Annotated in this window: 16 protein-coding genes and 3 pseudogenes; 15 read left to right on the top strand and 4 right to left on the bottom strand. The window is 62.0% G+C overall.

The window, feature by feature from the left end; genetic code table 11:
- Positions 1 to 525: 525 nt before the first annotated feature.
- Positions 526 to 1,080: pseudogene (locus WJ542_RS13605) on the top strand (IS30 family transposase); the annotation flags it as partial.
- Between the two features lie 246 nt (positions 1,081 to 1,326).
- Positions 1,327 to 2,925 carry an FAD-dependent monooxygenase gene (locus tag WJ542_RS13600; RefSeq protein WP_411189775.1) on the top strand — a complete coding sequence of 533 codons (1,599 nt, stop codon included), beginning with the start codon at positions 1,327 to 1,329 and terminating at the stop codon, positions 2,923 to 2,925.
- 630 nt (positions 2,926 to 3,555) lie between these two features.
- Here the strand turns inward: WJ542_RS13600 and WJ542_RS13595 are convergent.
- Positions 3,556 to 4,530: an IS5 family transposase gene (locus WJ542_RS13595; RefSeq protein WP_411189774.1), complete on the bottom strand. Its 975-nt coding sequence runs from the start codon at positions 4,528 to 4,530 to the stop codon at positions 3,556 to 3,558.
- A 1,262-nt stretch (positions 4,531 to 5,792) separates the two neighbouring features.
- On the opposite strand from WJ542_RS13595, the gene WJ542_RS13590 reads away from it, so the two are divergent.
- The 4 genes and pseudogenes from WJ542_RS13590 to WJ542_RS13575 all read left to right on the top strand — a co-directional run.
- Positions 5,793 to 6,533, top strand: a complete 741-nt coding sequence (locus tag WJ542_RS13590; RefSeq protein WP_411189773.1) for a helix-turn-helix domain-containing protein — start codon at positions 5,793 to 5,795, stop codon at positions 6,531 to 6,533.
- Positions 6,534 to 6,575: 42 nt separating this feature from the next.
- Positions 6,576 to 6,953: a TraR/DksA family transcriptional regulator gene (locus WJ542_RS13585; RefSeq protein WP_411189772.1), complete on the top strand. Its 378-nt coding sequence runs from the start codon at positions 6,576 to 6,578 to the stop codon at positions 6,951 to 6,953.
- Between the two features lie 273 nt (positions 6,954 to 7,226).
- Positions 7,227 to 8,507, top strand: coding sequence for an IS256 family transposase (locus WJ542_RS13580; RefSeq protein ID WP_411188333.1), 1,281 nt, complete (start codon positions 7,227 to 7,229; stop codon positions 8,505 to 8,507).
- Between the two features lie 44 nt (positions 8,508 to 8,551).
- Positions 8,552 to 9,289: pseudogene (locus WJ542_RS13575) on the top strand (IS5 family transposase); the annotation flags it as partial.
- Positions 9,290 to 9,431: 142 nt separating this feature from the next.
- On the opposite strand, the gene WJ542_RS13570 reads toward WJ542_RS13575, so the two are convergent.
- Positions 9,432 to 9,611: a hypothetical protein gene (locus WJ542_RS13570; protein ID WP_411189771.1), complete on the bottom strand. Its 180-nt coding sequence runs from the start codon at positions 9,609 to 9,611 to the stop codon at positions 9,432 to 9,434.
- Positions 9,612 to 9,916: 305 nt separating this feature from the next.
- Positions 9,917 to 10,426: a carotenoid oxygenase family protein gene (locus tag WJ542_RS13565; protein ID WP_411189770.1), complete on the bottom strand. Its 510-nt coding sequence runs from the start codon at positions 10,424 to 10,426 to the stop codon at positions 9,917 to 9,919.
- Positions 10,427 to 11,325: 899 nt separating this feature from the next.
- Here WJ542_RS13565 and WJ542_RS13560 point away from each other — a divergent pair.
- From WJ542_RS13560 to WJ542_RS13540, 5 genes and pseudogenes are all read left to right on the top strand, one after another.
- Entirely contained in the window at positions 11,326 to 11,598 is a 273-nt protein-coding gene (locus WJ542_RS13560) for a proline dehydrogenase family protein (RefSeq protein WP_411189769.1), read from the top strand.
- 96 nt (positions 11,599 to 11,694) lie between these two features.
- Positions 11,695 to 12,437 (top strand): annotated as a pseudogene (locus tag WJ542_RS13555) (LysR substrate-binding domain-containing protein).
- Between the two features lie 387 nt (positions 12,438 to 12,824).
- The gene (locus tag WJ542_RS13550) at positions 12,825 to 13,076 is read left to right on the top strand and encodes a FitA-like ribbon-helix-helix domain-containing protein (protein WP_411190562.1); all 252 of its coding nucleotides are present in this window, start codon (positions 12,825 to 12,827) and stop codon (positions 13,074 to 13,076) included.
- Positions 13,073 to 13,492 carry a type II toxin-antitoxin system VapC family toxin gene (locus WJ542_RS13545; protein WP_411189768.1) on the top strand — a complete coding sequence of 140 codons (420 nt, stop codon included), beginning with the start codon at positions 13,073 to 13,075 and terminating at the stop codon, positions 13,490 to 13,492. The genes WJ542_RS13550 and WJ542_RS13545 overlap by 4 nt, the downstream gene beginning before the upstream one ends.
- 601 nt (positions 13,493 to 14,093) lie before the next feature.
- Positions 14,094 to 14,417 (top strand): hypothetical protein, encoded by a 324-nt coding sequence (locus WJ542_RS13540; RefSeq protein ID WP_411190561.1) that lies wholly within the window; start codon positions 14,094 to 14,096, stop codon positions 14,415 to 14,417.
- A gap of 104 nt (positions 14,418 to 14,521) precedes the next feature.
- Here WJ542_RS13540 and fabI read toward each other — a convergent pair whose 3' ends face one another.
- Positions 14,522 to 15,313: an enoyl-ACP reductase FabI gene (gene fabI, locus WJ542_RS13535; protein WP_411189767.1), complete on the bottom strand. Its 792-nt coding sequence runs from the start codon at positions 15,311 to 15,313 to the stop codon at positions 14,522 to 14,524.
- Positions 15,314 to 15,421: 108 nt separating this feature from the next.
- Here fabI and WJ542_RS13530 point away from each other — a divergent pair, with 108 nt between their 5' ends.
- Genes WJ542_RS13530 through WJ542_RS13515 form a run of 4 tightly spaced genes read left to right on the top strand, consistent with a single transcriptional unit; the run spans position 15,422 to position 21,170 of the window.
- On the top strand, positions 15,422 to 17,347 hold the full coding sequence (locus WJ542_RS13530) for an extracellular solute-binding protein (protein WP_411189766.1): 1,926 nt from the start codon (positions 15,422 to 15,424) through the stop codon (positions 17,345 to 17,347).
- 52 nt (positions 17,348 to 17,399) lie between these two features.
- Positions 17,400 to 18,437 carry a microcin C ABC transporter permease YejB gene (locus WJ542_RS13525; protein ID WP_411189765.1) on the top strand — a complete coding sequence of 346 codons (1,038 nt, stop codon included), beginning with the start codon at positions 17,400 to 17,402 and terminating at the stop codon, positions 18,435 to 18,437.
- 1 nt (position 18,438) lies between these two features.
- Entirely contained in the window at positions 18,439 to 19,545 is a 1,107-nt protein-coding gene (locus tag WJ542_RS13520; RefSeq protein ID WP_411189764.1) for an ABC transporter permease, read from the top strand.
- Positions 19,542 to 21,170 (top strand): ABC transporter ATP-binding protein, encoded by a 1,629-nt coding sequence (locus WJ542_RS13515; protein WP_411189763.1) that lies wholly within the window; start codon positions 19,542 to 19,544, stop codon positions 21,168 to 21,170. The genes WJ542_RS13520 and WJ542_RS13515 overlap by 4 nt, the downstream gene beginning before the upstream one ends.
- The last annotated feature ends 117 nt before the right edge of the window (positions 21,171 to 21,287 follow it).

Raw genomic sequence — 21,287 nt, 5'->3', positions numbered from 1 at the left:
CGGGCAACAACGCGTAGTCGGTCCGCGGCGCCCGTGTGCCCGATCGAGAGGGGTGTTCCTGGGTGCCGGCAAGATACCCGTCAGCATTCCCGCATCGTTGGGGAGAAACACCGCGATGCGCCAGGGTTGCGTGGAGGCGTCCCTGGCTGCGGTATGCGGTGTCGTCTCCGGGCCGCGCAGCTGACTTGTCGCAGGACGCCAGTTATCCAACGCGCTACGCGCACCGTCTGCCACACGGGCAGTTGTTACAATGACGCCCCTGCAAGCAGAGAACGTCGCGTGATGTAACGATGCCGGTGCAACGAGAGACAGAATCGATGAACGCTCCAGGGATCGTGGGGAAGCCACGTCGGCTGACGCTCGCCAGTGCCATGGCGCAGCGGGAACGAACGAGTGCGTTCATTGGTTCCCGTATCACTGCGGGTGCCATCGAGCTCGAGGTAGTGGACATCGGGCCTTTTACGGACCCGGACGGAAACGTCGTGACCTTTCTTGCGCGCCCGACCGGGCAAGGTGCGCCGGGTGCGGGCGTCCTGCTCAGGACGGCCTGGGGCACCTGCAGGGTCGTCGACTGATCTGCATGGACATCCGGGCGAGGGAAATGTCCGCGAAACCGGCCACCCGGTCAGGGAAGGTGACTTGCTGTTCGGCAACGCTACCAGCCAGATTGCAACCCTCGTCGAACGTCAGAGCCGATTCGTGATGCTGGTAAAAGTCGCCGGCAAGGATTCCGGGGCCGTGGTCAACGCGTTGATACGACACGCCAGCAAGTTACCGCGGGAACTATATAAATCGCTGACCTGGGACAGGGGTACGGAAATGGCTGATCATAAGCGCTTTACCGTGGCAACCAAAATCCAGGTCTATTTCTGCGATCCGCAGAATCCGTGGCAACGCGGCTCGAATGAAAACATGAACGGACTGCTGAGGCAGTACTTCCCGAAAGGCACTGACCTCTCTGCCTATTCCCAAGCTCAACTCGACGCTGTAGCGAGGCGTCTCAACGAGCGTCCGCGCAAGACGCTAAACTTTGACACACCGGCCCAGCGGTTCCATCAATCTGTTGCATCGACCGGTTGAATCCGCAGTCGACACCGGCAGTTCGTAGGCAGCGGCGACGTGCTGGCCGCTGCCGCGTCTCAGCTTCACATTGACGGCATCACGTCGGAAGCCCGGCGCGGGGGCGGTGACACGATTATTATCGCAACGGTGTCAGTTTTAATGCGAACTACGCATTTTGAGCTCTTTTGTACGAACACGCACAGTGCCGGACTATGCTTTTCTGCATCTTCAAAAGCTGTGCGACGGGTCCGTCAGGAGGAACGCATGGAAGACGTGGATGTGCTGGTCATCGGCGCAGGACCGGTCGGCCTGCTGCTCGGCGCCGAATTGCAGCGCGCGCGTGTCGCCGTAGGCGTGATTGACAAGATGCCCGCGAGGGGATTTTTCTGCAAGGCGCTGGGCATTACGCCACGGACGCTCGAAATTTTCGACGATCTCGGTATCGTGGATCGCGCAATCGAGGCCGGTGTATGGCTGACCGGCGTCGAGACATGGGTCGATGGCGCGATGGTGCCGGGGCGCAGCATGCGCTTGCCAGAACATGGTCTGTCTTACGGATCACTCTCGCTCGCGCAGTACGAGACGGAGCGCCTACTCGAGGCAGCATTCGCCGAGCACGGTGGTCAGGTAAACTATGGTCTTGTGCTGGACCGGTTCGAGGACGATACGGATTGCGTCAGGGCGTATCTAGCCGACGCCCACGGCGAGGCGCACGTCGTGCGTTGCAAGTGGCTCGTGGGGTGCGATGGAGCCCACAGCAAGGTGCGCTCAGCACTCGGTTTATCGTTCGAAGGCGAGCAGTATCCGCAGACCTTTGCGCTCGCCGACATGGAAGTGGACTGGACATTGTCGCGCGGGCCCATGTACCGGTTCGAAAGGGCCGGTCCGGAGCACGCGAAGACGAGTGCGGCAGCCGTGCCCGTTCGTGGCTCGACGCGACGCTACCGGCTCTCGATGATCGTGCCAGAAGACCGGGCGTCCTCACTCGCGGCGATTGACGCACCAGACTTCGACATGATGTGCGGTCTGCTGTTGCCGTCACTGCCAGAGGGCGTGCGACTGTCGTCAATGCGATGGTCGTCGGTCTATCGGGTAAGCCATCGCATCGCATCGGGTTACGGGCGCGGCCGGGTATTTATTGCTGGTGACGCCGCGCACATTCATCCTCCCGTAGGCGGTCAGGGCATGAACACGGGCCTGCAGGATGTTCACAATCTTGCGTGGAAGCTTGCCCATGTCGCGAAGGGTCTCGCGGCGCCGGAGTTGCTGGATAGCTACCAGGCGGAACGACATCCCGTCGGCGTCGATGTCGTCAAATCGACGAGCGCGGCACTCAATGCCGTTCTCGCGCGGCAGGCCAGCAATCCGGCAATGCGCGAAACACAACTGTTCGTCACGTATCGCGGAAGCCCGATCGTCACCGATGGTTGGCCCGACGCAGACCCGGCGTCACCTGCACCGGGCGACCGGCTTCCGGATGCCGGTGGTCTATCGCAACGTTTTGTCGGACATGCAAGGCGGCTGCATGAGTTTATCGGCCATGGCCGGTATGCGCTTATTGGTTACGTCGACGCGACGGAGCCGCAATCCGGCGCTTTCAGTGAACTCTGGCGAGCTTTCGCTGCGTGGTCCAGTGACGCTGGATCGGCAATTCTCGTGAGGGCACCGGGCTGCGACACGCCGGACTCAGAACTCGTGACGACATTGACTGATACGGCGGGTGAATTTGCAGCCGCGTATCGACCGGCGAGTGGTGCTGTATGGGTCGCGAGGCCAGATGGTCATATCGCATGGCGCAATGGCCAGTGCTCGATTGACGACATGAAAAGCTGGTCAGAACGCGCAGGCTGTAAACCGGTGTGACACAGGACGCCGGCGGACGACCGGTCTGGCGAAACTCGATTGTCCCTTGTGGGTCGCGTTATGCCTTTCGCATAACGCGCGTACCCGAGATGATCGTCGCGCTCGCTCGAGGGACGCAGTCGGCCAGGGAGCGCCATTTTCGCTGCTACGGCGATTGTGTCGTTCGAATGTCAGCTCCTCACCCGAGCACGGACAATGGGTCCAGATGATTGCGATGTCGGTGCGGGGTTGGGTACTACCGATCCCATGCCGCGGCACTTGATCGCCCACAGGCTTGATAACGCCAGCGGGGATCGGTCACCCGATCACTTCAGCCGCATGACCGTACGTGACGGACGCAGGCGGCACCCGTGTCCTTACCCTTTTGGGTGCCCTACGGCCGTACTAGCTGACGTTCCGTCAGCACGTTCTGTTTAATGGGCTTGGTGATTTTTGACACTCCCGGTCTTTGCAATGATGTAACGCCATTGGCAACGGCACGACGATTGCTCTAGGGCTACGCTGAACAAGCAGCTGAATTGGCGGCGTGTTGGCGATGTGGAGGTGTTCAGGTCGTGAAGCCGACCGTCACTCCTTTGCTTTTGGCCCTTGCGGGCATTGCACGCGGGCGTTTTGCCCGCCTTTCGCCCATTACGGGCGCAACTGCGCCATCAATCGCGTGCGCGACAGGTACACGTTGGCGAGCGCCAAAGCGACGAAGGCCCGGTTCGCATTCTTCGCCAACCCGCGGTAGCGCACCTTCGTGAAGCCCCACAGTCGTTTGACCACCGCGAACACATGCTCCACGCGTGCACGGATCCTCGACTTGTGGCGGTTCTTGCCGCGCTGCACCTCATCGACTTCACCCGCGCGACGGGTGCGCTGATTCGTGAAGTCGCGCGCCTTCGGCGCTTTGCTGTGGATCAGCGCTTTCTGGCTGGCGTATGCGCTGTCACCGTAGACCCGCCGCTCCTGTCCGTGCAGCAATTGCGGCAGCGGATGCCTGTCATGCACGTTGGCCGGCGTGAGCACTGCGCTGTGCGCCAGGCCGCTCTGGCTGTCCACGCCGATATGCAGCTTCGCGCCAAAGTACCATTGCTTGCCTTTGCGCGTCTGATGCATCCCGGGGTCGCGCGACTTCTGCTCATTCTTCGTCGAACTCGGCGCACCGATGATCGTGGCGTCCACGATCGTGCCGCTCTTGAGTTTCATGCCGCTCGCCTGCAGCACCCGGCCGACTTCGGCAAACAGCTTCTCGCCCAGTTTGTGGGTTTCGAGAAGACGACGAAATTTGAGCAGCGTGGTGGCATCTGGTGCCGCCTCGCAGCCCAGATCAATTCTCGCAAAGCGACGCAGGCTGGCACTATCGTAAAGCGCCTCTTCACACGCGAAATCGGCCAGGTTGAACCAGTGCTGGATGAAATGGATTCGCAGCATGCGCTCCAGACCAATCGGCGGGCGGCCATTGCCGCGCTTCGGGTAATGCGGCTCGACCACCGCGCACAACTCAGTCCACGGCAGAATTGCATTCATCGTATCGAGAAACTCATCGCGCCGTGTTCGCTTGCGGTGTGTCTCGAAACCCGCACCTTCATCAGCTGCCATCGCCAACGTCTGCTGCTTCATCCTGTTCTGCCTTCCTTATCCACCCCGATCTATAACGCTCGGAGCAGTTCTGCGGTGGACTTGATCAGCTTTGCCTTAGACGGTCGGACTGAGCATCCGTCAGCTGGAGGGCGACTTCCCCGCTGTCCTCCCCCAGCTATCGGTCCGCTGAGCGCAATGCGGACCCATGTCGACTGTCGCGGGGCGACCCTGAACTGCCGTTCAGAGATGGATGACCGTAACGGCCGTCTTTAATCGGACAACTGCCGTTCGCTGCGATTGCTATTGCACATAGGGCGTCACTGCATCGAAGCGGTGCGGCGGCTACACCCATGCCATTTATGGGTTCGTTCGCCGCGGTGTTGGCGGGGCCGCTCAGGATCCTGGCTGAGAGAGCGTAGCGCTGATCGCGGGCAACTCGGGGCGCGGCTGCGGGGCCGTCGCCCCGCCTTCCCCTTCTCTGGCAGCATGGGCGGGGACAATCGCCGGCACCGTCGCCGGCGCTAGCGAAGCGCTGACGAGGAATCCGGTGGATGAAAGAAAGATTGCGGCCAATAAAATAAATGCCAGAAGTTTGCCTCGGTGTGTTAGTGGGCCGTGCCGACGTGCGGGCTGGCGTTCGCGCGGCGCCCGTCTTCTTCTATGCTTCCGCGCGCATTGGCATCCGTCAGCACTCGAGCGGCACTGCCAGCCTACTTCTGCACCTTGTCGTTCAATTGACGCATGTCATTGCCGGCTCGGCGAGACGTCCCGGCCGGCGGGCCACGCCCGAAAGCGACATTCACCAGTGCTCGACGGGCACGATCATTTCCGGGGCAATAGGGCTCCGCCGAGTTGTCGGCAGTCGATCAGTCTGAAGGCCGGGGTGGTTTTGGATGCAAAGCATCGGCGGCGCGAGTGGCATCTACTCACACAGCGGGAAAGACAGTAGTTTTGTCCCGGCTTACGTCATAACCCGCGCAACATCCCTTACTTCCCAAAAGCACTGGACACGATCTGCGTGGGCGGCGCATCCTTCGTGCACGCCGTCGGTTTTTACTGTCACATCACACGGAACGTCCTGTGGCGTGCTCTCGAACAGAGGCTGAGTGTTCCCGAGCGAGCAATGCCGCGCGAGGTTTTCGACTGACGCCGGGACAACGAAACACGCGATCCACGGCGAAGATTAAAGCAGCCCTTCGTTCCGAGTCGCCAGGAACAGCGCTCAATCTGACATTGACTGCTCTTCAAGGCATAGCCGGTGACCTGCCTCGCAAGTGCCACCGAACCAGCGGGAGAATGTCGTGCTTGAAATTACGTATCCGTGGCTTGTTGGGCCTCGTGTGCCTCCGGCGTCGAACACCGTTTCATTCGCTCCCGATCATCCGATGCGGTCGATGATTGTTCCGCGTGGCCTGACGGCCACCGATCTTGACCGGCTCAATTCAATCACGTCTTCGACGCGGCTGGTCAAAGACGGCACCACGTTATACCGTGAGAACGATTCGTTCCGGAGCATATATTTCATACGCGCGGGATCGTTCAAGACTGTTGTCCGGCATCGCGATGGCCCGTTGCAGGTAACAGGATTTTATTTCTTCGACGACGCACTGGGGTTCGAAGGTATCTCTACGATGCATCACAATTGTGAGGCTGTCGCACTCGAAGACAGCAGTGTCCGCATTGTTCCATTCCTTCAGCTCGAACTGCTGTGCCGCGATGTAAAGGCGATCCAGGAGCATGTACATCGGATGATGAGTAGCGAGATTGCTCGTGAGTCGGCCCTCATGATGCTGCTTGGCACGATGACGGCTGAACAACGTCTTGCGGCCTTCTTGCTCAACATTTCGATACGCTTCAAGGCGCGGGGTTACTCGCCGGTGGAGTTCAATTTGCGAATGTCACGCGAAGAGATCGGTTGTTATCTCGGGATAAAGCTTGAAACGGTCAGCCGCATGTTTTCAGAGTTCCGACGAAAGCGCCTGGTAGACACGGACGGCAAGCAGATTCACATTCTCGATCTCGCCGGCCTCGGTTGCATCTAGCCTGACGAGCCTTCGCATACGGAATCCTCATGGGGAGCAGCAATGAAGCCGATTACGCGTCAACAGGAAAGCCGGCTTCGTGATTTGCTGTCTAGGGAGGAAGCGGAAGTTCGAGCGGCCCTTGCGCGCGAATCCATGGAGCACAGCATTAAGTCATCCGAACTTGCCACGCCGGTTGGAGCGGAAGAAGGTCGCGCGCGGCAGGTCCTGGATGAGCATCTGGCGACAACACGTCACCTGATGTCTGAATTCGCTGCGGTTGCTCAGGCACGCCTGCACCTCGATTCACATAGCTATGGCGTGTGCGTTGACTGCCATCGTGACATCGGATTTTCGTCTCTTGTCGCCTGTCCGACCGCAGAGCATTGCGAGGATTGCCAGTTATTGCGTGAACGAACCAGGGGCGAACGGCTGCCATAGTGGGCCCCCCTTAAATTGCACAATGCCGGGCGGCACGACCAGGAGGATTGACGTGCGATGGTGACGCCAGAAATTGCGTCACGAGTGGCGATTTCCTCGTAGACGCCGGAATTCCCGAATTTGTGCCATTGGTGCTGCACAGGCCGACGTCCGGACATGAGTTATCGTCGGAAGTGGTGTATGCGGCGTAGGGAGGAGGCAGGAGAAGGCGGTGGCGATTGATGGAGAATGTTGCTTTCCACGGTAACACTTCCTCAATCGAACTCCACCACCATGGCGAAACATACGCAGGAAACGAGCAGCAGTCAAACAGCAGAACCGCAATTTGAGGGCGCACCCGGCCTGGACGATCTGATCCAGCAAGGGGCGCGGCGGATCATCCAGCAGGCAATCGAGGCGGAACTGGCGGCGATGCTCGAGCAATATTCGAATGTGAAGACGATGGACGGCCGGCGCGCGGTCGTGCGCAACGGCTACCTGCCAGAGCGCGAGATCGTCACGGCGGTAGGCCCGGTGCCGGTCAAGGTACCGAAGGTTCGCGACCGCTCGAGCTCCGGCATCAAGTTCAATTCGACGATCGTGCCGCCCTATGTGCGCAAGTCGCCGCGCGTGTCATCGTCGCTGCCGTGGCTGTACCTGCGAGGCGTCTCAACCGGCGACATGGGCGACGCACTGTCCGAGCTGCTCGGCGAGCAGGCTAAAGGGCTGTCAGCGAGCGTCGTGAGCCGCCTGAAGGCCGCATGGTCAGAAGAGTACGAGAAGTGGAACAAGCGCGACCTGTCCGCCTCGCGCTGGGTCTACTGGTGGGCCGACGGCATCCATACTCAAGCCCGCACAGAGGATTCGGACGGGCAGTGCCTGCTCGTGATCATCGGCGTGAAACCGGACGGCGGCAAGGAGCGCGTTGCGCTCAGCGACGGTTACCGCGAGTCGAAACAGTCGTGGATTGAACTGCTGCTCGATCTGAAAGCGCGCGGCCTGCAGGCGCCGCCACTGCTCGCGGTTGGTGACGGCGCGATGGGACTATGGGCGGCACTCGATGAGGTGTTCCCGCAAACGCGACATCAGCGCTGCTGGTTTCATAAGGTCGGAAATATCCTCAACGCGATGCCCAAATCGCAGCACGGCAAGGCCAAGGCGGCGCTCGCAGAGATCTGGAATGCCGCGACGCGCGCCGATGCGATTGTTGCGTTCAATCAGTTCGTCGACGTGTACGCGGCCAAGTACCCGAAGGCTGTCGAGAAGCTCACGAAGGATCGAGACGCACTGCTCACGTTCTACGATGTCCCTGCGGAGCACTGGCAGCATGTGCGGACCACGAATCCGATCGAATCGACGTTTGCGACGGTACGCCATCGCACGAGCCGCACGCGCAACTGTCTGTCGCGCGCGACCTTCCTGGCGATGGCGTTCAAGCTGATTGAAGCGGCCGGGCAGACCTGGAGGAAGATTCGCAGCGCCGAGAAAATTGATCAGCTTCTGAAGGGCGTTCCGTTCAAAGACGGAAACCCGGTGATTGAAAGCACACCGGCTCCTCAAGCGCTGGCCGCCTGATCATGCCGTCCCGCCCGTACACCACTATTGACGATTGCTCTTTCGCGTGTGAAGAGGCGCTTTACGATAGTGCCAGCCTGCGTCGCTTTGCGAGAATTGATCTGGGCTGCGAGGCGGCACCAGATGCCACCACGCTGCTCAAATTTCGTCGTCTTCTCGAAACCCACAAACTGGGCGAGAAGCTGTTTGCCGAAGTCGGCCGGGTGCTGCAGGCGAGCGGCATGAAACTCAAGAGCGGCACGATCGTGGACGCCACGATCATCGGTGCGCCGAGTTCGACGAAGAATGAGCAGAAGTCGCGCGACCCCGGGATGCATCAGACGCGCAAAGGCAAGCAATGGTACTTTGGCGCGAAGCTGCATATCGGCGTGGACAGCCAGAGCGGCCTGGCGCACAGCGCAGTGCTCACGCCGGCCAACGTGCATGACAGGCATCCGCTGCCGCAATTGCTGCACGGACAGGAGCGGCGGGTCTACGGTGACAGCGCATACGCCAGCCAGAAAGCGCTGATCCACAGCAAAGCGCCGAAGGCGCGCGACTTCACGAATCAGCGCACCCGTCGCGCGGGTGAAGTCGATGAGGTGCAGCGCGGCAAGAACCGCCACAAGTCGAGGATCCGTGCACGCGTGGAGCATGTGTTCGCGGTGGTCAAACGACTGTGGGGCTTCACGAAGGTGCGCTACCGCGGGTTGGCGAAGAATGCGAACCGGGCCTTCGTCGCTTTGGCGCTCGCCAACGTGTACCTGTCGCGCACGCGATTGATGGCGCAGTTGCGCCCGTAATGGGCGAAAGGCGGGCAAAACGCCCGCGTGCAATGCCCGCAAGGGCCAAAAGCAAAGGAGTGACGGTCGGCTTCACGACCTGAACACCTCCACATCGCCAACACGCCGCCAATTCAGCTGCTTGTTCAGCGTAGCCCTAAGGCTACTTCGTTGGATGCTTGGTGGACGCGCTTGCTGTCGCCTCAATGGCAGCGAGGCGGGAGTCCATTACTTTCGCGTGCAGCTTAATGGCCCTGATCAGAAATTGAACGTCCTCGCTTTCGCTCTTGGATGCGAGATCGTCGAACTCCGCCCACAGTTTCTTCAAAGCTTCGGTGCTCATGGCTACTCCTTACGGGGGTGATTGACGGTGCAGCAAGGTGATTGTGCTCCTCTTCGGGAGGGGTTCGACGAGAAATCGACGAGCGTGGGCTCGCGCTTCAGGCGTGGAGGGATCAGGCCGGCCAGCGAAAGCCGGTGGCCAAGTTCCTGCGGGACGCCTTCGCTGTCAGATAGTCGGTCGCAGTTCGACCATGAAAGGACCTTCGCCCGAAGGGCCGCTCGGACATTCAAGTGATCGCGTTTCGCAAACGGCCATTTGTCCGTCGGAACGCTCTCCACTTCGCACTCGCCCAAGTTCAATCCACTTCAATTTTCATTCGCCAACCAGGCACCATGAAATCCGGCTGGAATGCGCGTCGGCAGATGCACGGTTGCGACCGGCCCGGCAGCAACATCACGCGCATTCAGCACGACTACATCGCTGGTATGTGTCACACGTCGATATACGCAACACAGCAACCACCCGTCGTCTTCCTCCGTGGCTGCCCGTCGCGGTACGGAAACCGGCTCGCTGTTCTGATCGCCGAAGGGCACCTCATATCGTTCGAGCTTATCGCTGTGCCAGTCGTACCGCATGACCCCACGCATCTCGTCAGGCGCAGGCTGTTCGGCAGCGTAAAGATACCGATACGGTCGGCCGGTGCACTGCTTGTTGATTTGCACGGAATCCTGACCCACCCTGCGTAGTAATTTGCATCGAATATTGACCCACGTAGAACACTTGTGAATGGCGGTCGGAATCCGACATTGGATGGCGGCGTCGGACAGCCGTGCGACGCGATTGCTGTTCAGCCCGGCGACTCTGGGACGTTTCATGAGGCTCAGATTCGGGTGCGTCGGAGGGAGCCCGTAGGGCGAGCGCAGACGCACCGGGGATGTGCGGTTCGGCAGGGGGATGACGCGGGAATCGGGATGCGGTAGAAGAAGGACTACAACTGACCGCCGAAGAAACAGGCCCGACACCGGTCCTAACCGCCAAGTTCATTCCAGTGTCGAGCCCCACACGCGCACAACGGGGTACGGGTGCCGGGCCAGTATGGCACGGCTGATCCGCCTCGTCGATACCGCTTCGGCATTGACGGGGGACCGCCGATGCCGGCCACTGGCCGCCTCTTTCTGTGCGCCCGCTGCCGGGCGCAGGTCGTCGTGTGCCGCCGTTGCGATCGCGGCCAGATCTACTGCGGTGGCGACTGCTCACAGGCCTCGCGCCGCGCCCGCCTGCGCGAGGCTGGCCAACGCTATAAACTCAGTCGTCGTGGCCGCTTTGCACATGCCGAACGGATGCGTCGCTATCGTCAGCGCCTCAATAAAGTGACGCATCAGCGTTCCCCGACACCCGTCGCCAATGCTCTACTGCCACTGACTTCGACGACGACGGCCACCGCATCGACATCCACTGTCGCCGCGCCCGGATCGACGCCTTGCTGCTTCTGTCGCCGCATCTGTTCGGGCCTTGTACGCATCGGGCCACTGCGCCGTCGGGTCTTCCGTGATGTTCGTAATGTCTCCAACGGGTCGACCAAAGCCAACCGCGTGGGGCAGCGGTCGGCCAACAAGCGTCATTCGTTAGTCGCGTCGCGCGGACATTCTGACGGCGACTTGTCCTCAGTGAACGGTCAACCGAGCATCTCGTCGACGGTGCATCGAGGGATCGGGCCGCGATCAATGCGCACTTCGTTCGGCACGTATCGAGCGCAATACGGGCGGGATCGTTCGTGGGCATTGCAACGCACGACGCACAATTGATCGATGCGTTGATCAGTTGGCTGCAACGCGAGCGAGTTGACCGCTCACGATTCGAGTTTCAGATGTTGCTAGGCGTCTGCGAACCGCAGCGTGACGCTTTGCTTGCGCAAGGATTTCACGTCCGCGTTTATGTGCCATACGGTCATGACTGGTATGGCTACAGCACCCGGCGAATCAAGGAGAATCCGCGAATCGCCGGATATATCCTGGCTGCGATGATACGTAGCACTCGGGCTCGCTAGCAGTTACAGCAGGACCTGTGGATTGGGGCCGACCAGATCGTTGGTCCCGGTTCGAACGGCTGCTTTCGAGAAATCCGGCCGCAGGTCAGACTGAGTGTGCGCCTGCTTCATCGCACCACGCGCAGCGTTACGCCGACCGAGGCCGGCCAGCGCCTATTGGCGCGGCTCGACCCAGCCTTGCGCGAGGTGGTCGATGCACTGGTGGACGTGACCGCCTTGCAGGCCGAACCGGCCGGCACGCTGCGCCTGAACGTGCCGCGCCCGGCGGCCCGGCTGCTGCTGGCGCCGATGCTGGCCGGCTTCGTGGCGGCGCATCCGCGCGTCCATGTCGAAGTCATGACCGACGACAGTCTGGCCGACATCGTGGGCGATGGTTTTGACGCCGGCGTCCGCTTCGGCGAGAGCCTGGCCGGCGACATGGCGGCGGTGCCGATCGGGCCGCCGCAGCGTTTCGTGTGCGTGGCCGCGCCGTCCTACCTGGTGGCGCATGGCGTGCCGCCGCACCACGCGAACTGCTCGGCCATGCCTGCATCGGCCGGCGCTTTCCGAGCGGCAATCGCTATGCCTGGGAGTTTCAGCCCGACGGCGGGCCGCTGGACATCGAAGTCTCGGGACCGTTGGTGTTCGACGACGATGCGTTGATGGTCCGGGCCGCGCTCGACGATGCGGGCATTGCCTACGTCTACGAGGCGATGGTACGCGAAGACCTGGCCGCAGGCCGGTTGGTCGCTGTGCTGGATGACTGGAGCGCATCGCCGGGCCGGTTCTTCCTCTACTACTCTGGCCGGAGGCAATTGCCGATGGCATTTCGGGCATTTGTCGATTTTATTCGTGCCTGACGGCGCAGAACGCGCCGTCAGGCTCTCGGGGCTGCGCCCCGTGCCGGCGATGCCGTCACGGCCCTTCGGCTTCGATCCTTCACGCCTGCGCACTGCGTTTGCCGGGTATCGTAGCGTCCCGTCGCATGGATGGGGGGCGTGGCGAATTACGCCCTGGCTTGCTGCGGCAGGTTGTGCCAAAGCGTGCCGTCCTCGACGCTGATGGTTCGTTGTCCGCACGTCACGAAGGACGGTTCACCTAGATCGACGGAACGGCCGCCCAGCCTCGCACTATGGATTCCACGCCACGCCTCAAGCTAATTAGGGCATGATTGCATGTTCGTGGCATGCTGCGACTTGAAACTGTTGCAGTCATTGATTAAAATGCAGTCAATGATTGGAGGTGTTATGGCGAGCATGACAATCCGGAACATCGACGAGCAACTGAAGGCTCGTTTGCGCGTTCAGGCGGCATTGCATGGACACTCGATGGAGGATGAGGCGCGCGATATTTTGCGTGCCGCGCTTTCCACGGATTTGGCGATTGCGAATCGGAGCCTGGTAGCTTCGATTCGTAGTCGCATTGAGCCGCTCGGCGGGGTTGAGCTCGAACTGCCGCCCCGCGATGTGATTGTGGAGAGGGTGGATCTCGGTTCATGATTGTCCTGGATACAAACGTGCTGTCCGAGACGTTGCGACCTCGACCCGATGATCGAGTCATGGCTTGGCTCGCATCCCAGTCGCGCGCGGGACTCTTTACGACGGCGATCACGCGAGCCGAGATTTTCTATGGCGTCGGTCTCCTGCCGGACGGTTCCCGCAGGCGCGAACTGCGAACAGCGGTTGAAGCGATCTTTGATGAGGATTTTGCCGGCAGGGTATTGGGATTTGACAGCGATGCCGCAGATGTTTACGCGACAATTGCCGTGGCGCGAAGGAACGCTGGCAGGCCGATGAGCCAGTTCGACGCGATGATAGCCGCCTGTGCGCGATCAAGAGGGGCGGCGCTGGCGACGCGCAACGTCAAGGACTTCACCGACTGCGAGATAGCCATCATCGATCCCTGGGCTGTTTGAGCGGGATTCGAACCGTCTCTCGGCCGGGTGAAACTGGGAATCGGACCGTCCCAGGCAGTGAAAAAGCCGGTCCTTTTTCGTATGGGTAGAAGTATGGGTAGGGAAGGGACGTTTTCTCGAAGCCTTGCCAGTAAAGGCTTTCAGGGCGATTCTGGATCCCTCCGTCTCCGCCAGAGTATTTGTGTATATGGCGGCGAAACCCCGCAAGTTCACGGACTTGCGGGGTTTTTGTTTTTTCGGCCCGCAAGCTGGCAGTCGCACGGCGGACGACATTGCAATACGCTCAGGACTCCCTGGCGATGAACGGTTTATGTCCGGATCGCGCAGCGGTGCCGCCTGCTTTGAAGTCGCCGTTCGTGACGCGCCTTTCGCGCGAACGCTGCAACACTCGGCACCCGAGCCGCGCTGTCGATGCTATGCTGCGGAGCGCTGTCGTAGTCGGCCGCGTGCCGGGCTGCTGCGACGATGCTCCGTGTAACGAGACGTAACCAGGGTGCGCTCGAAGCGGGTTTGTGCATCAGTTATTACAATCGTGAAATATCCTGTGCGCAAGCCTACGCTATATTGCATGCAACAAAATCATTCGCAAAAAGGTGAGTCCATGAAGTTTGCTCGTGTTCTTGCAATGCTCGTCGGGGGCCTGGCCATTGGCGCATCGAGCGCCGCCATGGCGGGCGTGAGCGTTGGCGTCAACATCGGCATTCCTGCCCCGGTTTATGTCGCGCCGGCGCCTGTCTATGCACCGCCGCCTCCGCCGGTGGTTTATCAGCCGGCTCCGGTTTACGCCGCACCGGCGATCTACATCGGCTGGCACGACGATCGCTACTGGGACGGTCGTCGTTACTGGAACCGTGGTGACTGGAACCGCTATCACGGCGGCGGTGGCGGCCGTGGATGGAATCACGGCGGTGGCCACTGGCACTAAGCCAGCGCCGTCTGACGCCGCTGCAAAAGCAAAGCCGCCCTTGGGGCGGCTTTTTCATGTCTGCCGTTGCGCGCGCAACGAGGTGCGCGAACGGTGAGGGGGCGTTATTCGCCGATGCCGGCCATGCCGCCGACCACGGCGCTAAAGCCCGAATCGACGTGCACGATCTCGGCCGTCACGCCGCCGGAGAGATCGGAAAGCAGGAACGCGGCCGTGTTGCCGACCTGCTCGATCGTCACGTTACGATGCAGCGGCGCGTTCTGCTCGACGAAGTCGAGGATCTTGCCGAAGCTCTTGATGCCGCTTGCCGCGAGCGTCTTGATCGGGCCGGCCGAGATGCCGTTCACGCGTACGCCCTTGCCGCCGAGCGAGACCGCGAGGTAACGCACGCTCGCTTCGAGCGAAGCCTTCGCGAGACCCATCGTGTTGTAGTTCGGAATTGCGCGTTCGGCGCCGAGATAGGTGAGGGTGAGCAGCGACGCGTTGTCGGCCAGCATCGGCTGGGCGGCCTTGGCGAGCGCCGGGAAGCTGTAGGCCGAGATGTCGTGCGCGATGCGGAAGTTTTCGCGCGTCATGCCTTCGAGGAAGTCGCCGGCGATGGCTTCGCGCGGCGCGAAGCCGATCGAGTGGACGAGGCCGTCTAGCGTGTCCCAATGCTGCTTGAGATCCGCGAAGAGCGCTTCGATTTGCGCGTCGTCGGCGACGTCGCAGGGGAACACGAGCTTGCTGTCGAATTCGGTGGCGAATTCGGTGATGCGGTCCTTGAACCGCTCGCCGACATACGTGAATGCCAGTTCCGCGCCTTCGCGTTTGCAGGCCTGCGCAATGCCATATGCGATCGAACGGTTAGACAGCAGCCCGGTCAGCAGGATGCGTTTGCCAGCGAGGAAGCCCATGAATTCTCCTAATCAGATCAGTGCGTCGCGCGCGCCGCAAGGCGGCGCTGCGCGGTTTGGGTAGAATTCTCTCACACTTGATATGGCTCACCGGACAAATCCCTTTCCATGACGACAGGCACGCCTGGCAGGGCAACGCGCGCGGGGCGCGGACACACGGTTGCAGCGCGGCGCCTGGCATGGGCACGCGCCTGGGTGCGGGCGGGTGTGAGATGCGGCGTGGCGTGCGTGCTGACGCTGGCGGCGACGCCGTCCGTGTACGCCGCCTACGCGATCGCGCAATACGGCGAGCCGAAATATCCCGCGAACTTCACGCATTTCGACTACGTGAATCCGGATGCGCCGAAGGGCGGTGCGCTGGTGTTGGCCAATCCGAGCCGCCTGACGAGCTTCGACAAATTCAACCCGTTCACGATGCGCGGCAACCCGGCGCCCGGCGTCGAGATGCTCTTCGAGAGCCTGACGACGGGCAGCATGGACGAGGTGGCGTCGGCCTATGGACTGCTCGCCGACGACATCCGCATCGCGCCCGACGGCCTTTCGGTGACGTTCCATCTGAATCCGCATGCGCGCTTTTCGAACGGCGACCCCGTGACCGCCGCCGACGTCAAGTTTTCGCTCGACACGCTCAAGAGTCCGCAGGCCGCGCCGTCGATGCAGGCCTACTTCACCGACATCACGCGTGCGGTGGTGATCGATCCCGCGACGATCCGCTTCGAGTTCCGCAGCCACAGCCGCGAGCTGCCGTTCATCGCGGGCGGCATGCCGGTGTTCTCGCACAAGTGGGGATTGCGCCCGGACGGCAGCCGCATTCCATTCGATCAGCTCGCGTTCGAACAGCCGATCGGCAGCGGGCCCTACGTGATCGAGCGTTATTCGAACGGCCGCACGATCACGTACAAGCTCGACCCGAACTACTGGGGCAAGGATCTGCCGGTGCGCGTCGGCACGAACAACTTCGAGCGCATCACCTACAAGCTCTATTCCGATGACGTCGCGCGTCTTGAGGCGTTCAAGGCGGGAGAATACGACGCGCTCGTCGAAATGGTCGCGCGCAACTGGGTGCGGCGCGACGTGGGCAAGCGCTTCGACAACGGCGAGCTGATCAAGCGCGAGTTTCCGCAGCACAACGGCACGGGCATGCAGGGCTTCGTCCTGAACGTCCGCAAGCCGATGTTCCAGGATGTGCGCGTGCGCGAGGCGCTCGACCTCGCGCTCGATTTTCAGTGGCTCAACCGGATGCTGTTCTACAGCCAGTACACGCGGCTCGACAGTTGGTTCGCGAATACGGACTTCCAGGCGAAGGGCTTGCCGTCGCCGGGCGAGCTTGCGCTGCTCGATCCGTGGCGCAAGGAGCTCGACCCCGCGGTGTTCGGCCCACCGCCGCTGCAGCCGAATACGGATCCCCCCAGCTCGCTCCGCGCCAACCTGCTCGCGGCACGCACGCTGCTGGCGCAAGCCGGCTGGACCTACCGCAACGGCGCGCTGCGCAACGCGCAGGGCCAGCCCTTCGTCTTCGAAGTGCTCGACGACACGAGCGCCTCCGCGCAGTGGGCGCCGATCATGGCACAGTACACGCACGCGCTCGCGCGGCTCGGGATCCAGGTGAACTACCGGGCGGTCGATTTCGCGCTCTATCAGAAGCGTCTCGATGCCTTCGACTTCGACGTGACGACGATCCGCTTTCCCGACGTACAGGTGCCGGGCACGGAAGAAATCGATCGCTTCGGCAGCAAGGCGGCCGACGAACCGGGCTCGGGCAACCTGATCGGCGTGAAGTCGCCGGCCGTCGACGCGATCCTGACATCGCTGACGCAAGCGCAGACGCTGCAGCAACTGCTCGACGCCACGCACGCGCTCGACCGGGTGTTGATGCACGGCTACTATGTGGTGCCGCAGTGGTACAGCTCGACACACCGCGTCGCGTACCGCAGCACGCTGGCTTATCCGGCGAAGCTGCCGCTGTACTATGGCGCGATCGACTGGATCCTCTCGACGTGGTGGTTCAAGCCGCAACCTGGCGCGCAGCATTGAGGCGCGCCGGCGGGATATTGCCACGCAGTCCCAACTTACGGACTTCAAGACCATGTGGAGCTACATCGTCAAACGCCTGCTGTTGATGATCCCGACGCTCTTCGGCGTGCTCACGCTGACCTTCGTCGTGATCCAGTTCGTGCCGGGCGGCCCCGTCGAGCAGGCCGTGCGCGAGTTGCGTCGCGGCGCGGAGCAGGGCATGCCCTTCGGCATGCGCGCGCATACGGGCGTGGACGCGCAGCAGATCGCGCAACTGAAAGCGCTCTACGGCTTCGACAAGCCGCCGCTGCAGCGCTACGTCCTCATGCTGAGCCGCTTCGCGCGCTTCGACCTTGGAGAGAGCTATTTCCATCACCAAAGCGTGTGGTCGCTGATCGTCTCCAAGCTGCCCGTGTCGATCAGCATCGGCCTCTGGACCTTCTTTCTCACCTACCTGATATCGGTGCCGTTGGGCATCGCCAAAGCGGTGCGCAACGGCTCGCGTTTCGACCTCGTGACGAGCCTGATCGTCCTGATCGGCTATGCGATTCCGGGCTTCGTGCTGGGCGTGCTGCTGCTCGTGCTGTTCGGCGGCGGCACCTTCCTGCAGATTTTCCCGCTGCGTAACCTCACGTCCGACGACTGGGACACGTTCTCCTGGGGCCACAAGATTCTCGATTATCTGTGGCATATCACGCTGCCTGTCACGGCCTCCGTGGTGGGCAGCTTCGCCGTGACGACCATGCTCACGAAGAACGCGTTTCTCGACGAGATCCGCAAGCAGTACGTGCTGACCGCGCGCGCGAAGGGCCTTTCCGAGCGCACCGTGCTCTGGAAGCATGTGTTTCGCAACGCGCTGCTGCCGCTCGTGGTGGGCTTTCCCGCGGCCTTCATCGGCGCCTTCTTCACGGGCAGCCTGCTGATCGAAACGCTCTTTTCGCTCGACGGTCTCGGGCTGCTCTCGTACGAGTCGGTCGTGCGGCGCGATTATCCGGTCGTGCTCGGTACGCTCTATCTCTTCACATTGATCGGACTGCTGACAAAGCTCATTTCCGACCTGTGCTACGTGTGGGTCGATCCCCGCATCCAATTCGAACAACTGGAGCGCTGATTTGAACCGAGCCCGTGCCGGCGCCGAGCCCGAACTGCGCACCGAATCCGTTGCGGCTTTCAGATCGCCCACGCCTGCGCGGCGAGTGTGGGCGCGCTTTCGACAGCAGCGGCTCGGCTACTGGAGCCTGGTCGTATTTGTCGTCGTGTTCGCCGCGAGCCTCGCGGCTCCACTCTGGTGCAACGACAAACCGCTCGTCGTACGTTACGACGGACATCTGTATTTCCCGCTTTTCAAGGCGTATCCGGAGACAACCTTCGGCGGCGATTTCCCGACGCCGGCCGACTACCTCGATCCGTACATCCGCCATCGCTTCGACGCGCCGGGCAACTTCGCGATCTATCCGCCGAACCCGTACTATTACGACACGCTCAACTATTTTTCGAAGGTGCCGAACCCGGCGCCGCCGTCGCGGCAGAACTGGCTCGGCACCGACCAGAGCGGCCGCGACCTGTTCGCGCGCCTGCTTTACGGCTTTCGCGTGTCGGTGGAATTCGCGCTCGTGCTGACCGCGATCGGCACGATATTCGGCGTGCTGGCGGGCGCGGTGCAGGGCTACTTCGGCGGCAAGACCGACATCATAGGGCAGCGGCTCATCGAGATATGGAGCGCGATGCCGGAGCTCTATTTGCTCATCATCTTCGCCTCGATCTTCGAGCCGGGTTTCATTCTCCTGATCGTGCTGCTCTCGCTGTTCGGCTGGATAGGCCTGTCCGACTACGTGCGCGCCGAGTTCCTGCGCAATCGCAATCAGGATTACGTGCTCGCCGCGCGCGCGATGGGCCTCTCGAACTGGCAGATCATCTGGCGCCACGTTCTGCCCAACAGCCTTACGCCCGTCATTACCTTCCTGCCGTTCCGCATGAGCGGGGCGATACTCGCGCTCACGAGCCTCGACTTTCTGGGGCTGGGCGTGCCGCCGCCCACGCCGAGCCTTGGCGAACTGCTGTCGGAGGGCAAAGGCAATCTCGACGCGTGGTGGATTGCCATTTCGACTTTCGGCGTGCTCGTGGTGACGCTGCTGCTGCTCACGTTCATGGGCGACGCGCTGCGCAACGCGCTCGATACGCGCATCTCCGACGCCATGAAGGCGGGAGGCAACCAATGAGCGCGCCAACGGACAATGTCGCGGCGCCGTTGCTGGCTGTCGAGCGCCTTGCCGTGCGCTTCGGCGAGACGCTCGCCGTGGACGACGTGACGCTCGCGATCGCGCGCGGCGAGCGCGTCGCGCTGGTGGGCGAGTCGGGCTCGGGCAAGACCGTGACGGCGCTCGCGATCCTGCGCTTGCTGAGCGACGCGCAGGTGTCGGGCGCGATCCGCTTCGACGGCGAGGATCTGCTCGCGAAGGGCGAGCGCGCGATGCGCGGCTTGCGTGGCAACGACATCGCGATGATCTTCCAGGAGCCGATGACGGCGCTCAATCCGCTCTACACGATAGGCGAGCAGATTGCCGAAACGATCCAGATGCACGATGGCGTGTCGAAGAAGGAGGCGTACGAGCGCGCGGTCGGGCTGCTCGAACGCACGGGCATCACCGAGCCGCGCCGGCGTATCGGCAGTTATCCGCATCAGCTCTCGGGCGGCCAGCGCCAGCGCGTGATGATTGCAATGGCGCTCGCGTGCCGGCCGCGCCTCCTGCTTGCCGACGAGCCCACCACGGCGCTCGACGTGACGATCCGCGGCCAGATCGTCGAACTGCTGCTCGAACTGCAGCGTGAAGAGACGGGACAGAAGACCGGCCGCGGCATGTCGGTCCTGCTCATCACGCACGACCTGAATCTCGTGCGCCGCTTTGCCCAGCGAGTCGCGGTCATGGAGAAGGGCCGGCTCGTGGAGAGCGGGACCGTCGAGCAGATCTTCGAGGCGCCGCAGCACCCCTATACGCAACGGCTGATCGCGAGTCGTCCCGAGCGCAACGTGCTGCCGGTGCTGCCACTCGCGCCGGTGCTGCTGGAGGCGAAGGACGTCGCCGTCGATTTCGCGACGAAGCTGCCGGGATTTCGGGGCTGGTGGGGCAAGGGGCGGTTTCGCGCCGTCGATGACGCGAGCGTTTCGGTGCGGCAGGGCGAGACGCTTGGCATCGTCGGTGAATCGGGATCGGGAAAATCGACGCTCGCGCTGGCCATGTTGGGTCTGCAACGAACGAGAAGCGGGCAGGTCGAGTTCCAGGGCAGGCCGCTCGCGAGTTATCAGGGGCGCGACAAGCTCGCGTTGCGCTCGCACCTGCAGGTGGTCTTTCAGGATCCGTTCAGTTCGCTTTCGCCGCGGCAGACCATCGAGCGCATCGTCGGCGAGGGGCTCGCGCTGCACCGGCCGGACCTTGGCAGCGAGGCGCGCAGAAAACGCATTGTTGCCACCCTGCGCGAAGTCGGGCTCGACCGCACGGCGCTGCAGCGGTATCCGCACGAGTTTTCGGGCGGGCAGCGCCAGCGTATCGCCATTGCCCGCACGCTCGTGCTGGAGCCGCGCGTGATTGTCCTCGACGAACCGACCAGCGCGCTCGACGTTTCGATCCAGCAACAGGTGTTGCGGCTATTGACGGAACTGCAACGCAAGTACAACCTGGCCTATGTGTTCATCAGCCACGATCTCGAGGTGATCGGCGCGATGGCGCACCGCGTGGCGGTGATGCAGAGCGGCGCCATCGTCGAGGCTGGAGATGTCGCCAAAGTCTTCGACGACCCTGTGCATCCTTACACGCGTAAGCTTTTGAAAGCCGCGCTGGCTCGATGACAGTCATCTGACATTCACCAATGATGTGCGTATCGCGATTGTATTTTTCTATTTGTTTTGACACACAAATACTTACTGGCTAGTATCGTCCAAACTTTTCACTAACCCCCTGATTCG

The organism is Paraburkholderia yinzeri, from assembly GCF_046581065.1.
Lineage (GTDB): Bacteria > Pseudomonadota > Gammaproteobacteria > Burkholderiales > Burkholderiaceae > Paraburkholderia.
The sequence above is the reverse complement of the archived record's forward strand: the minus strand, read 5'-3'. Positions and strand labels throughout refer to the sequence as shown.

Excerpts from the sequence above, each read along its gene's own strand:
- WJ542_RS13515 (WP_411189763.1), top strand. The coding sequence starts at position 19,542 with ATGAGCGCGCCAACGGACAATGTCGCGGCGCCGTTGCTGGCTGTCGAG.
- WJ542_RS13550 (WP_411190562.1), top strand. The coding sequence starts at position 12,825 with ATGGCGAGCATGACAATCCGGAACATCGACGAGCAACTGAAGGCTCGT.
- WJ542_RS13525 (WP_411189765.1), top strand. The coding sequence starts at position 17,400 with ATGTGGAGCTACATCGTCAAACGCCTGCTGTTGATGATCCCGACGCTC.
- WJ542_RS13585 (WP_411189772.1), top strand. The coding sequence starts at position 6,576 with ATGAAGCCGATTACGCGTCAACAGGAAAGCCGGCTTCGTGATTTGCTG.
- WJ542_RS13565 (WP_411189770.1), bottom strand. The coding sequence starts at position 10,426 with ATGAAACGTCCCAGAGTCGCCGGGCTGAACAGCAATCGCGTCGCACGG.
- WJ542_RS13545 (WP_411189768.1), top strand. The coding sequence starts at position 13,073 with ATGATTGTCCTGGATACAAACGTGCTGTCCGAGACGTTGCGACCTCGA.
- fabI (WP_411189767.1), bottom strand. The coding sequence starts at position 15,313 with ATGGGCTTCCTCGCTGGCAAACGCATCCTGCTGACCGGGCTGCTGTCT.
- WJ542_RS13580 (WP_411188333.1), top strand. The coding sequence starts at position 7,227 with ATGGCGAAACATACGCAGGAAACGAGCAGCAGTCAAACAGCAGAACCG.
- WJ542_RS13595 (WP_411189774.1), bottom strand. The coding sequence starts at position 4,530 with ATGAAGCAGCAGACGTTGGCGATGGCAGCTGATGAAGGTGCGGGTTTC.
- WJ542_RS13530 (WP_411189766.1), top strand. The coding sequence starts at position 15,422 with ATGACGACAGGCACGCCTGGCAGGGCAACGCGCGCGGGGCGCGGACAC.
- WJ542_RS13540 (WP_411190561.1), top strand. The coding sequence starts at position 14,094 with ATGAAGTTTGCTCGTGTTCTTGCAATGCTCGTCGGGGGCCTGGCCATT.
- WJ542_RS13570 (WP_411189771.1), bottom strand. The coding sequence starts at position 9,611 with ATGAGCACCGAAGCTTTGAAGAAACTGTGGGCGGAGTTCGACGATCTC.
- WJ542_RS13600 (WP_411189775.1), top strand. The coding sequence starts at position 1,327 with ATGGAAGACGTGGATGTGCTGGTCATCGGCGCAGGACCGGTCGGCCTG.